Here is a 12,577-nt window from a genome sequence, read left to right on the forward strand (position 1 = left end):
TTCCTTTTATGGTCTCATTCTAACAAAGCTGCCTTACATCAGCCTGTAAGCCACCTTACATTTACCTTAAACATTTACTTTTTCGTCCAAAATCCCGGCATTTCGGTTATAATGATAACAAAACGGACGGAAAGGAACCAACGCCATGAACGATATCTTTGACTGTAAACTCCTTCTTGTTGACGATGAACCGGAGCTTCGAAAAATGGTTGGCAATATATTAAAACAAAACGGTTTTAAAAAAATTATTTTTGCAGCAGACTGCAGTCATGCACGGTTTATGTTTACTTCTGAGAAACCAGATGGCGTATTACTTGACGTATCCCTTCCTGACGGTGACGGCTTTACCCTGATGCGGGAATTCCGAACCATTTCCGCCGCACCCGTTTTGTTTCTTTCCGCCAGAGATGAGGATGAAAACCGGCTTCTGGGTCTGGGCCTGGGTGCAGATGATTACATTACCAAGCCTTTTCTGCCACGAGAACTGATCCTGCGTCTTCATGCCGTATTAAACCGCACCTATTTTCCTGCTGTTTTAAATCCGAAAGAAAAAGCAGTCTTTTATCTGGGAGAGACCCGGATAGATTTTAACAGCGGAACCGTCAATTCTGCCAAAGGAATCTTTACTCTCACAGCAAAGGAGTTTGCACTCCTTGAAAAACTGTTTGAAAACAAAGAAAAAATAGTGACAGGAGACAGTCTGTGCCTTGCAGCGTGGGGGGACCCTCTCTACGGATACGAAAACACACTGATGGTCCATATCCGGCGTCTGCGCGAAAAAATAGAGCCGGAACCTTCCGACCCTATGTATCTGATAACAGTCCGGGGACTGGGCTATAAACTGGTGGGGGTGACATTGTCTTGAAAACCATGATTAAAATTTTATCCAGATATGTACTTTCTGCCGCAGCAGTTGCGATTTTCCTGCTTATCATTAATTTCACCGTTCTAGCTGCATGGCTGTTTCAGTCTGCCAGGGAATACGGAAAAAACTATACAATTAATCAGATGGCAGATGGTCTTACTTTGTCTAATGGTAAATTTTCCCTCTCTGATCCGATTGCCACAGAGCTTGACCAGCATCAGCAATGGGCTATGCTGATCGACGGGAAAGGTTCAGTCATTTGGAACAGAAATCTCCCATCGGATGTACCCCTGACCTATACCCTTACTGATGTGGCAGGATTGTCCCGCTGGTATTTAAGGGATTATCCGGTAAAGGTATGGCAGTACAGGAACGGACTTTTTGTAGTTGGTGATCCAAAAAACAGCATGTGGAAAATTGGTTTAGAGCTTCCAATGAAAACAATGGACAACTCCCGGTTCTGGGTACCGCTGTTCTTAATTTTAAATCTTGTTACTGCTGTAATACTTGCACTTCTCTTTGGTCTCCGGCTGTTTCTCTCCTTAAAAAAACTGACCACGGGTATTGAAGATCTAGCCCAAATGAAACCGGTGTCACTACCTTCCCAGGGTATTCTTGGCGATCTGGCTTCAGGTATAAACCATGCATCAGCCCAGCTGATTCGCCAGGAGACTGCATTAAATAAACGGGATAATGCACGTACCACATGGATTGCTGGAATTTCACACGACATCCGCACACCGCTCTCCGTAATAATGGGATATGCCGGCCAGATGGAAGAAGATAAAGCACTCACCAGAGAACAGCAGGAGCTTGCTGTCATTATCCGCAGCCAGTGTCAGAAAATAAAAGCATTAATCAATGATCTGAATCTGGCTTCTAAGCTGGAATATGACATGCAGCCCATACGTAAAGAAGAAATCCACCTTACGCCTCTGATACGCAGTCTCGCGGCTGATGTATTAAACAGCAGAATTTCAGACAAACATACTTTGGATATCTTAATAGATGAGAATGCACAGAACATTATTATAAATGGTGACAGCCAGCTGATCCGCCGGGCCATTACCAACTTAATTATAAACAGCATGAAACATAATCCAGATGGCTGTGATATTAAAATCCGGATTTCCAGTGGCTCCAAAACTGCTCTTTTGTCTGTTACAGATAATGGTTCCGGTTTTCCCCCTCAGACTCTGGAACGGCTTAATCAGCCACTGGAACCCATGGAACTTGACAATCACGGGCTTGGACTTACCATTGTACGGCAGATTATAAATGTTCACGGTGGCACCGCCTCTTTTTCCAACCCTGCTGGCGGCGGGTGCCGTGTTATTCTCACTCTGCCTGTCTTGCCATTATAAATTCCTGATGAATGTAACTTAAAAACTGGTCGAATATGTGATAAAACTCTGGTTTATCTGCCAAATGAACATTATGATCGGTATTGCTCATGGTATAAGCAATGGCATCCTTTAAGCAGACTTTCATATCCAAAAAATCCTGACTTGTTACCGCCCCTTCTCCTGCCGACTTTATAAGAAGCGTTTTGCAGAATATCTGGGGAAGCAGATCCATCCAATCATATACATTAGCCCTGTAAGCTGCCAAAGCCTTCTTTGAAAATAAAAAGCGATATCCTGATTCATCCTCATATAAACTGTTGACAAAATACTCTGTTTCCAGTTCAGAGGCCGATGCCCTCTTTATACACTCCAAAGCTTCTCTTCTCGTGTCAAAAACTTCATTCCATTCTTTTGTAAAAGCATCGTACTCTTTCACCTGACTTGACAAAACCGGAATATGTCTTTCCGGTCCTTTTGCCGTTTTGTCAAGAATCGCTGCTGCCAGGACCTTATCGGGATATTTTGAGGCAATATAACCCACGATACCTCCCCCCATGGAATGTCCCATAAGAATTGCCTGTTTTATTCCAATCCTGTCCATCAGCTCCACCACATCTTCTCCCATTTCATCAAACGTGTAATACCCGTCTGGATTTTTGTATCATAATAAAATAACTCTGCTTTGCTTAATCTGGCTGTTTCTCTAAAAATCTTTTTCATGTCTTTCTCCTTCTAATTAGTTTTATATAAAACTATTTCTATATAAAAATATGATTTCTCACAGAAGCCTCTGCTGAATCTTATTCTTTTCAATTATTATTAAAATTCTGGTTTATTTTTTCCAGGGACTGCATCAGTGCCATACGTTCCTCTTTTGGTATGTTTTGATATACTGTTTCAAATAAATTCTTTGAAATATCGTCAAACATAGGCTTTAAATCCTGTCCCTTTTGTGTAAGGGACAGGTATGTAATCCGGTTATCTGCCACATCCCGTTCCTTTTTCACATATCCAAGGCGAACCAGCTTTTCCACAAGCACGGTTACAGTAGACTTGTCTTTTTTAATTGAGCCTGCCAGATCCTTCATAGCAATCTTTTCAGTACTGAGTAATGTGAAAATAATATCACCATGGGAGGGCGCCAGCTCGTAAACACCATAGTCCACCATTTTATTGGTTATAAATTTATTAGCCTGATCCCTGATTTTAGATAGTAATGAAATAATATCTTGTTCTCTCATGGTTATATAATAGTTTTATATAAAATTAATGTCAAGTCAAATTTGGTAATACAAAAAGAAAAGCCAGCATTTTGCCAGCTTTCTTTTTGGGGCTATACTCTTACCAAATTCTTGTACTGGGCTATTACTCGATCCATTAATTCCGCTGCCCTGCAATAAGTCTCTTCATTTATCTGATTAAACGGGAAAATTGCCTGAGGAGAAATCTCTACCCCTCTTTTTATCATCAGCTTTTTAAACAAAAGTGAAAAATTGGAATCCATATCGTATAGAGGCATCAATTGGTGGATCAGATTCTCCAGCTTAATAGAACGTTCAAAGTCTTTTCTATTAGCTGCTGCCACCAGATCGCTCCAGATTTCAGGCACTATATTTGATAATCCTCCGATACAGCCATTCCCTCCGGAAGAAATATTGTAAAGAAACTGATCATCAAATCCGGAATAAGATAAAAACGGATGTCCATCAGCCGCCCGGCAGATCAGATTTGTATGGTTTGGCTCTGTGACAGAGTCCTTTAATCCTGCAATATTCTTATTTTCCTGTAAAAGCTTTTTTATTGTTTCCGGGGCAATGGAATGTCCTGTTCTTGCCGGAAAATTATAAACATATAAATCACCGCTTAAGGATTTAGCCAGTGTATCATAAAATATGAACAGCTTCTCCTGGTCAAGTCCATAGTAATATGGTCCGATTACCATAGGAGCCACGTAACCCATAGAATAAATTTCATTGGAGAGTTCTACCGTCTCCTTAAAATTAGTGCTTCCCGTACCTGCATATAATTCCACACGCTGGTTTGTATATTCTGCATAAAAATGGAAGAAATCAGATTTTTCTTTTTGGGAAAGTCCTGTAAATTCTCCAGTGGATCCCAATACCAGGATCCCGTCCACTCCTCCTTGTACCAAAAAATCGATAACCTTTTTATTTGCCTCATAATCCGGTTTTTCATCCCTGTCAAAAACAGTTACTACCGGAGTAATAATTTTATACATTTTTTTATCCTTTCTCAGGTATTTATCCTGCAATCCTCATTACGCCGTAGACTAATACCGCAATAACCACCATGAACAATCCGTTTAAGGCTTCATACACAATTAATTTCAGTCTCTCCCGAATATCCATATTCAGCGCCCCTGCGCTTACATGGAAAAATGAACCATGTGGTAAACCGTCAAAAACAAAACTTCCTGTATGCGTCATAACCGCCGCCGCTATTGCAGATATTCCTCCCATCATTACCGTAGGCCCAAATATCTGACTTGCGAGAGTTGTTCCCGCTGTGGAAGATGCAGTGGCTGCTCCCATTAAAATACCGGATATGGGTGCCAGCAAAAATCCCGGAAGCCCTGCCAGTTCAATTCCCTGAATGATAACATCCTTTAAATTAGAGTTGGAAATAATACCTGCCAGTGTTCCAGTTCCTATTAAAAGCATAGCAACTCCGCTCATCTTTTTTAATCCGGAAGTAAAATAAAAGCAGATATGTCTGCCCTTTTTCATGGCAAGGATACCGGAAATTCCTCCTACTGGAAGCGCAATCAGAGGATCTACTGTAATCCCGCATAGCGGTCTTAACAGCAGAAGGCAAATAGTGACTGCCGGTCCTGCCACCGCTCCGGCGAGACCAGGCAGTTCACTTTCCTGAACAGCCTCTTCCATCCCATCAAAATCTGACCCCTTATGTATTAATGCCCTGGAAAGAAGGGTTGTTGCGATCAGAGCAGCAATTGCCGGTACAATTCCAGCCATCATAGTGGACGTCAGAGGTATGCCAAAGGCCTCAGAAGCCGCAATCGCATTGGGATTGGGACTCATTACATTTCCTGCTTTCACGCCACCGATAAGAGCCATTAAAATCCCAAGTTTTTTAAAACCAGACCTCTTTGCCAGCTGAATCGCAATGGGAGCCACTGTGATGACTGCCACATCGCCAAATACTCCTACTGCTGTCAGGCACCACGTTGCAAGCATGATGGCAATCAGGGAACGCCTGCTCCCCATTTTACTAATAATAGCTTCTGCGATACGTGCTGCAGCACCGCTCTCAATCAATACTCCGGCTAATATACCTGCTGTTACAATTCTAACAATTGCAGATACAATTCCCTGAACCCCTGTAATCATACAGCTTACTGTTCCGGCTAATCCTGCTCCGCCCAATAGCCCGCCAAAAATAGCTCCAAAAATCATGGCATAAGTCGGCTCCACCTTTTTCAGTATCAGAATAATCGCAATTATAAGAGCAAGGATTGCGCCAAATGCAGAAATATTCATTTCAGGACCTCCTTACAGCTTGTCATATTGCATAATTGCACCCTCAGAACCAGAGGCAGCAATCTTACAATATAATCCCAGATAGCCCCGTTTAAACTTGGGTTCCGGACGTTTCCACTCTTTTAACCGGTTTTCGATTTCTTCCTCACTGACCAGCAGATTAATACTCCGTTTTTCCACATCAATTTCAATTCTGTCTCCATTTTTTACAATGGCAATTGCTCCGCCTTCTGCGGCCTCTGGTGAGATGTGTCCCACAAAGCATCCATTATTGGTTCCACTGAAACGTCCATCCGTAATTAACGCGGTTGTTTTAGATAACCCCCGCCCGTATAAATATTTCATTGCTTTGTACATTTCACGCATTCCAGGTCCTCCCTTAGGACCTTCATACCGGATTACAACCACATGTCCATCCCGGATTACACCATTAAGGATCGCTTCTTCTGCCTCCTCTTCTGAATCAAAGCAAATGGCTTCTCCTGTAAAATGGTGAAGACTTTCATCAAATGCCCCAGGCTTTGTAATTCCGGAATCCGGTGCCAGATTGCCACGAAGTACTGCCACGCCTCCCTGATATCCAAACGGATCCGACATGGTTTTTATTACCCTGCTATCCTCCGGATACTGATAAATGTGAGTTTTTATATTATCCATCACACTATGAGCCGTTACAGTCATTTCATCTGCACAGATAATGGGCTGCATCTCTTCCAGCAGTCTGGATACACCCCCGGCACGGTAAAAGTCTACCATATTATATTCGGAAGCCGGATTGATTTTTGCCAATTGAGGGGTTACTCTTGATAACTGGTCAAATTCTTCCAGAACATTCATATCCAGTTCTGCCTCATGAGCAATTGCAGTCAGATGCATGACAGCGTTGGTGCTTCCACTCATGGCAAGGCATATTTTAATCGCATTTCTCATGCTTTCCTTGGTTATAATCTGGCGGGCTGTAATGTTTTTTTCCACCAGTTCCATAATTTTTATACCAGTATCTTCCGCGATAGCAAGACGTGCTGCACTGGCAGCCGGAATAATTCCTCCATCCGGAAGCGTCATCCCAAGTGCCTCAGAAAGGGAACACATGGTATTTGCCGTTCCCAGATAAGCGCAGGAGCCGCAGGTAGGGCAGGCTAAGTTCTCCAATGAGGTGTATTCCTTTTCTGTGATCTTATTTGCTGACAGCATTCCATAAGCCTCTGTACTGGAGGTCTGATCTGATTTACGGCCATCGAATTCAATACCTCCCTCCATGGGGCCACCTGGCAGTAAAATACAGGGAATATCCAGTCTGGCTGCCGCCATTAACATACCCGGAACAATTTTATCGCAGGAGCCGAGAAGCACAATCCCATCAAAAAGATTAATCTGAGCCATGGATTCAATTGAATTGGCTATAATTTCTCTTGACGGAAGTATGTAGTGCATCCCATCATGACCTTGTCCCATTCCATCACATCCGCCGATCACTCCGAATTCCACCGGAGTTCCACCTGCACGGTAAATTCCATCCTTCACACGCTGTGCCACCTGGCGCAGGTTAAAATGTCCGGGTACACATTCACTCCAGGCATTGGCAATTCCGATCATCGGGCGTTTTAAGTCTTCCGTAGTAAATCCCATTGATTTGTATGTAGCACGATAGTATTGATTTTGTAATCCATTTAGAATTTTTCCGCTTCTTTCCATCATATCCTTCTCCTTTTATACATTAGTTAATTTACTCACCTGCCGACAGCTTCTGACAGCCTTCCCCCAAACAAATCATTTACATCTCCTTTCTTTTCATTTATTTTCGTACTTATATACGTACCTAGTACGCATATAAGTATTTATAAGCTAAACAATAGCACTAACCTTTCATAATGTCAATATAGATAAGATAATAGATTTGTTTTCGTCTGATGTGACATACTTTATTTGTACTTTTTATGCAGTATTCACAAATGAATCCTATAGAATTCTATCCTGCTCTTTGATATAATAGATATAAATCTGAATGAATGAGGTGTCACATATGCCTTCGAATGAACATCGGCCCACAGAACGGGTTCTGGATATACTTGAACTACTGTCAACTAATGGAAATGGGATGACATTAACAGAATTATCAAAATCTTTAAATGCTCCAAAGAGCAGCATTATGCCTCTGGTACATACCATGACTACAAGAAAATTCATCTATATGAATCCGGAAAACTTCAAATATTTTATTGGAATCGCGGCTTTTTCCGTAGGATCCTCATATACAAACCACATTGACGCATTGGAATTTATCAAGACTGAGATGAGACATATCGTAGCAGAAAGCAATGAGACGTGCCAATTAGGAATTCAAAGCAGAAGCAATCTCCTCTATATTGCAAAAGAAGATTCGTCCCAGCCGATCCGGCTGGTGTCGTATGTCGGCAAGCAACTTCCTCTCTACTGTACTGCAATTGGACGGGCTATTTTAGCAGATATGGAACCAGACAAAATTTATGCATTATACCCTGATGGTTTAACGGGATTTACGCCTTATACCATTACCCAGTGGCCCCGTTTATTAGCAGAATTGGAAGAGACTAAAAAACGTGGATTTGCCCTTGAACATGAAGAATCAACCCCTGATGTCCACTGCGTCGGAGTTTCCCTGTGTAACAAAGAAAGGATTATTGCTGCTCTAAGTGTCTCTATTCCCTCATATCGTTATTCAGAAGAAAAGCTGAATTTTGTCATTAACCTTCTAAAAGAATCCAAAGCAACACTGGAAGCCGCTTTTTCAAGTAATCTTATTGATTTAAGCAGTCTTTCCTGATGGTTTAAGCATTACAATCATAAAAGGAGGGGGCACAATATGCGTCTCCTCCTTTTTAACAAATATCATTTCTGGGATGTAAAAAGGCTGTGTACCCAAAAGTACAACAGCCTTTTCCTATGCCGGCGACCGGAATCGAACCGGTACGGGAGGTAAGTCCCGCAGGATTTTAAGTCCTGTGCGTCTGCCAGTTCCGCCACGCCGGCAACTTATGCTGTCAATGCCTCAGCACCGAACAACATATCGATTATACAAAAAGACACCTTTTTTGTCAACTATTTTCGCTCCCATTAATTTTAAAAAAATATCGCTTTATCGATAATAGTAATTGTTTTTATTTTAACAATATGGTATAATTAAAAAAAATACAATTATGGAGGTAATTTTATGGAACGCATTGTTGTAATCGGGGCAAATCATGCAGGTACTGCTGCAATCAACACAATACTTGATAATTACAAAGACAAAGAAGTCATAATATTTGATTCCAATAATAATATCAGTTTTTTAGGGTGCGGTATGGCTCTATGGATCGGCAATCAGATCACATCACCGGATGGACTGTTTTACTGCAGCAAAGAAATTTTTGAGCAAAAAGGAGCAAAAGTTTATTTAGAGACAAAAGTAAATCATGTTGATTTTGAGAAAAAGCTGGTATCCGCTACAGGAAAAGACGGACAAAGCTATGAACAGCCTTATGACAAGCTGATTCTTGCCTCTGGTTCCCTTCCTATTACACCGAATATTGAAGGTACTGACCTGGCCAATGTTCAATATGTTAAATTATATCAAAATGCCAAAGAAGTCATTGATAAACTTCACGACCCCATGATCCGCAATGTGGTAGTTGTCGGTGCGGGATACATTGGTGTGGAACTGGCTGAGGCATTTAACAGAATCGGAAAGACGGTTACTCTGATTGATAATATGAATACCTGCCTGTCCAGTTATTATGACCCTGAGTTTACTGAGGTTATGTCTGAAAACTTAAAAAACCATGGAATCAAACTGGCCTTCAAAGAAACAGTAACCAGTCTTCAGGGCAGCCAAAAAGTGGAAAAGGTGATTACGGATAAAAATGAATATGAAGCAGACATGGTTGTACTTGGTATTGGGTTTAAACCCAACAACCAGCTGGGCAAAGACACCCTGAAGCTGTTTAAGAACGGAGCCTATCTGGTTAACCTGCACCAGGAGACAAGTGTTCCTGATGTCTATGCAATCGGAGACTGTGCTACCGTCTTCGATAACTCCATTCAGAGAACCAATTACATCGCTCTGGCTACTAACGCAGTCCGTTCTGGAATTGTAGCAGCACATAATGCCTGCGGCACTCCACTTGAGTCCAATGGGGTTCAGGGATCTAATGGTATCTGCATCTGGAATCTTAAGATGGTATCCACCGGAATCACTCTGGAAAAGGCCAAAAAGCTAGGATATGATGCCGCTGCTGCTGATTATGAGGATACACAGAAGCCTGCATTTATAGAACATGATAATTATAAGGTAAAAATCCGGATTGTCTACGATAAAAAATCAAGGGTAATCCTGGGTGCCCAGATGTGTTCCGAATATGACATATCCATGGCAATCCACATGTTCTCTCTTGCGATTCAGGAACAGGTAACCATAGACCGGCTAAAGCTGACAGACATCTTTTTCCTTCCGCATTTCAACCAGCCATATAATTACTTTACCATGGCAGCTCTACAGGCTGAGTAATTGGTATCCAAAAAGGCGGTGTGTTCATTGGAACACACCGCCTTTTTAAATGAAATGGGTGGAGAAGGATTCGAACCTTCGAAGTCGTCGACAACAGATTTACAGTCTGCCCCCTTTGGCCGCTCGGGAACCCACCCATGCTTTATTATCAAGCGAGTGTTATTTTATCATAGTGAATCAAAAAAATCAAGGCATTTTTAAAAATTTATAACAAAAATAAACAAGTTATTCCCGGTCTCCCACCAGCAAAACGGAGCTTAAAGGTGGCATTTGAACTCTTACTCCGCCTTGTTCAACTGTAAATGAAATCTTACCCACATTATAGCCATTCTCATAAGTAAGCATAACACGGGACATGGTTTCTCCGTCCTTCATACCCATCTGCCATACAGGAATCAAAACCTCTTTCTCATCTGTATGGCTGCTGACTGCAACTGCACAGATGCTGTCATTTAAAAAACGGCCATATGCAATCATATGATCTCCTGTCAGCAGGGGCTTTAATGAACCAAGACGAAGCGCCAAAATGGTCCTGTGCAGCTCAGTCATATATCTGTGAAACTCAATCAGTTCTAAATTTTCATTGCCCCAGGGATAGGTCCTGCGGTTATCCGGGTCCGTCCAGCCGCAGACTCCCGCTTCGTCCCCATAGTAAATAGCTGGAGCTCCAGGCCATGTCATCTGGATCATAACACCCTGCCGAAACACCCCATAGCTGATCCCTTCCGCTGCCGCCTCTGGTCCTTCCGTTGAAGTACGGCCGGTTCTTTTGTTCGTTCTTGTAAGAAACCGGGAATGATCATGGTTGGAAAGCTGGTTCATGGCTGTTAAAAGCGATCCTGTGGTCATACGGCTCATATGATAATTCATGGAACGAAAGAACGTCTCGCCATCACCTAAAAGCTTTGGATTTATCTCGTCACTGTGTTTTTCCATACCGGTTAAGAACCAGGAAACAGGTTCCATAAATGCATCATAATTCATAACGGTATCCCATTCATCCCCCTGCAGCCAGGCAGACGGATCTCCATAATGCTCTGCCAGTACGATGGCATTGGGATTTGCTGCTTTTACAGCTTTTCTGAAATCCTTCCAGAACTTATGATTAAACTGACTGCTGTGACCTAAGTCTGCTGCCACGTCAAGACGCCAGCCATCCGCATTATAAGGGTCGGAGACCCATTTTGCGGCAATATCCAGGATATAGCGGCAAAGTATTTCAGAGCCCTCATAATTAAGCTTTGGCAGAGTAGAATGTCCCCACCAGCCATCATAAGAATTATTATAAGGCCATTCTGTATCAGTAAACTTAAAAAAAGTACGGTAAGGACTGTTCTCCGATGCATATGCTCCCGGCTCATAGCTGCCTGACAGCTCATAGATCCGCTCCCCATCCAGCCATTTATTAAAGGATCCACAGTGATTGAATACACCGTCAAGAATCACCTTCATGCCCCGTTTGTGAACCTCCTCAACAAACCTGGCAAAAAACTCATTGCTTGCTTTTAAGTTCTCCTCATTGGTTGTACGGATCATGTATTTTGTGGCACCCAGGTTATCGGAAGCTTCCGCTGCCACCGTCTCTCCGCCGTCTTTTACAATCACTCCATAATGAGGATCAATATAATCATAATCCTGGCAGTCATACTTATGATTGGATGGAGAAACAAATATGGGATTTAGATATATCACTTCCACACCCAGATTCTCAAGATAATCAAGCTTATCCCATACTCCCTTTAAATCTCCGCCATAGAAACAGCCGACATCAAACTGATCGGGGTATTTATCCCAGCTATCCACCGCTGTCACTCTTTGTCCGAGATAGCGGTATTCTTCACTTACCACATCATTGGAGGGATCTCCATTACAGAAACGGTCCACAAAAATCTGATACATCACGGCGCCCTTCGCCCAGTCAGGCGTAGTAAATCCCGGCACAATGATAAACCAGCCGTTATCCGGATACTGCCCTGCAGGACCCAGACGGTTATAATAACAGACTTCATCTCCCTTTTTCACCAGAAAACAATATCTTATTGGATCACTGCCTGTCTTCAGCCTGTATTCATAATAGTCAAACAAATCGTCTGAATCTGATTTTACCATAAAAATCTCAGACGGTCTGCCAGCCTCTATAAAACTTACAGAATCTGCATTATTAACTCCTGTCCGGAAAAGAAGAACTACTTCGTCTCCTTCCTCAGGTTCCGACGGGAACCTGAAACTGTCAGTCTCATCAGTAAATAATGCATCTTTATTTAACGCCTCTGTCTGGAAGCACATAGGTTCTTCATTTCCTTTCACGTCTACTCTGCTT

General features: G+C 42.4%; 10 protein-coding genes and 2 tRNA genes. 4 read left to right on the top strand and 8 right to left on the bottom strand.

The window, feature by feature from the left end:
• Window positions 1-145: 145 nt before the first annotated feature.
• The gene (locus CRO04_RS16660; protein ID WP_097005378.1) at window positions 146-865 is read left to right on the top strand and encodes a response regulator transcription factor; all 720 of its coding nucleotides are present in this window, start codon (window positions 146-148) and stop codon (window positions 863-865) included.
• A 5-nt stretch (window positions 866-870) separates the two neighbouring features.
• A complete protein-coding gene (locus tag CRO04_RS16665; RefSeq protein WP_242974531.1) occupies window positions 871-2,229 on the top strand; it encodes a HAMP domain-containing sensor histidine kinase in 1,359 nt (452 codons plus the stop codon).
• On the opposite strand, the gene CRO04_RS16670 is transcribed toward CRO04_RS16665, so the two are convergent.
• From CRO04_RS16670 to ilvD, 5 genes are all read right to left on the bottom strand, one after another.
• Window positions 2,204-2,824: an alpha/beta fold hydrolase gene (locus tag CRO04_RS16670; RefSeq protein WP_166432595.1), complete on the bottom strand. Its 621-nt coding sequence runs from the start codon at window positions 2,822-2,824 to the stop codon at window positions 2,204-2,206. The genes CRO04_RS16665 and CRO04_RS16670 overlap by 26 nt on opposite strands.
• A gap of 196 nt (window positions 2,825-3,020) precedes the next feature.
• Window positions 3,021-3,452, bottom strand: coding sequence for a MarR family winged helix-turn-helix transcriptional regulator (locus CRO04_RS16675; protein ID WP_097005381.1), 432 nt, complete (start codon window positions 3,450-3,452; stop codon window positions 3,021-3,023).
• A 92-nt stretch (window positions 3,453-3,544) separates the two neighbouring features.
• Entirely contained in the window at window positions 3,545-4,450 is a 906-nt protein-coding gene (locus CRO04_RS16680; RefSeq protein ID WP_097005495.1) for a dihydrodipicolinate synthase family protein, read from the bottom strand.
• Window positions 4,451-4,472: 22 nt separating this feature from the next.
• Window positions 4,473-5,732, bottom strand: a complete 1,260-nt coding sequence (locus CRO04_RS26610) for a GntP family permease (RefSeq protein WP_207654464.1) — start codon at window positions 5,730-5,732, stop codon at window positions 4,473-4,475.
• A 12-nt stretch (window positions 5,733-5,744) separates the two neighbouring features.
• Entirely contained in the window at window positions 5,745-7,430 is a 1,686-nt protein-coding gene (ilvD, locus tag CRO04_RS26615; protein WP_207654465.1) for a dihydroxy-acid dehydratase, read from the bottom strand.
• Window positions 7,431-7,755: 325 nt separating this feature from the next.
• On the opposite strand from ilvD, the gene CRO04_RS16690 reads away from it, so the two are divergent.
• A complete protein-coding gene (locus CRO04_RS16690) occupies window positions 7,756-8,535 on the top strand; it encodes an IclR family transcriptional regulator (RefSeq protein WP_097005382.1) in 780 nt (259 codons plus the stop codon).
• A 120-nt stretch (window positions 8,536-8,655) separates the two neighbouring features.
• On the opposite strand, the gene CRO04_RS16695 is transcribed toward CRO04_RS16690, so the two are convergent.
• Window positions 8,656-8,741, bottom strand: a tRNA-Leu gene (locus tag CRO04_RS16695).
• A gap of 181 nt (window positions 8,742-8,922) precedes the next feature.
• Between CRO04_RS16695 and nox the strand changes: the two genes are divergently transcribed.
• A complete protein-coding gene (nox, locus tag CRO04_RS16700; protein ID WP_097005383.1) occupies window positions 8,923-10,257 on the top strand; it encodes a H2O-forming NADH oxidase in 1,335 nt (444 codons plus the stop codon).
• A gap of 55 nt (window positions 10,258-10,312) precedes the next feature.
• On the opposite strand, the gene CRO04_RS16705 is transcribed toward nox, so the two are convergent.
• Together CRO04_RS16705 and CRO04_RS16710 are read right to left on the bottom strand one after the other, a co-directional pair.
• A tRNA-Tyr gene (locus CRO04_RS16705) sits at window positions 10,313-10,394 on the bottom strand.
• A gap of 88 nt (window positions 10,395-10,482) precedes the next feature.
• The gene (locus CRO04_RS16710; RefSeq protein WP_097005496.1) at window positions 10,483-12,543 is read right to left on the bottom strand and encodes an alpha amylase N-terminal ig-like domain-containing protein; all 2,061 of its coding nucleotides are present in this window, start codon (window positions 12,541-12,543) and stop codon (window positions 10,483-10,485) included.
• Window positions 12,544-12,577: the final 34 nt, after the last annotated feature.

This window comes from Lacrimispora amygdalina (assembly GCF_900205965.1).
Classification (GTDB): Bacteria; Bacillota; Clostridia; order Lachnospirales; family Lachnospiraceae; genus Lacrimispora; species Lacrimispora amygdalina_A.

Bases quoted from the DNA above. Each gene is read 5' to 3' on its own strand.
- nox (WP_097005383.1), top strand. From the start codon at position 8,923: ATGGAACGCATTGTTGTAATCGGGGCAAATCATGCAGGTACTGCTGCA.
- CRO04_RS16710 (WP_097005496.1), bottom strand. From the start codon at position 12,543: ATGTGCTTCCAGACAGAGGCGTTAAATAAAGATGCATTATTTACTGAT.
- ilvD (WP_207654465.1), bottom strand. From the start codon at position 7,430: ATGATGGAAAGAAGCGGAAAAATTCTAAATGGATTACAAAATCAATAC.
- CRO04_RS26610 (WP_207654464.1), bottom strand. From the start codon at position 5,732: ATGAATATTTCTGCATTTGGCGCAATCCTTGCTCTTATAATTGCGATT.
- CRO04_RS16675 (WP_097005381.1), bottom strand. From the start codon at position 3,452: ATGAGAGAACAAGATATTATTTCATTACTATCTAAAATCAGGGATCAG.
- CRO04_RS16665 (WP_242974531.1), top strand. From the start codon at position 871: ATGATTAAAATTTTATCCAGATATGTACTTTCTGCCGCAGCAGTTGCG.
- CRO04_RS16680 (WP_097005495.1), bottom strand. From the start codon at position 4,450: ATGTATAAAATTATTACTCCGGTAGTAACTGTTTTTGACAGGGATGAA.
- CRO04_RS16660 (WP_097005378.1), top strand. From the start codon at position 146: ATGAACGATATCTTTGACTGTAAACTCCTTCTTGTTGACGATGAACCG.
- CRO04_RS16690 (WP_097005382.1), top strand. From the start codon at position 7,756: ATGCCTTCGAATGAACATCGGCCCACAGAACGGGTTCTGGATATACTT.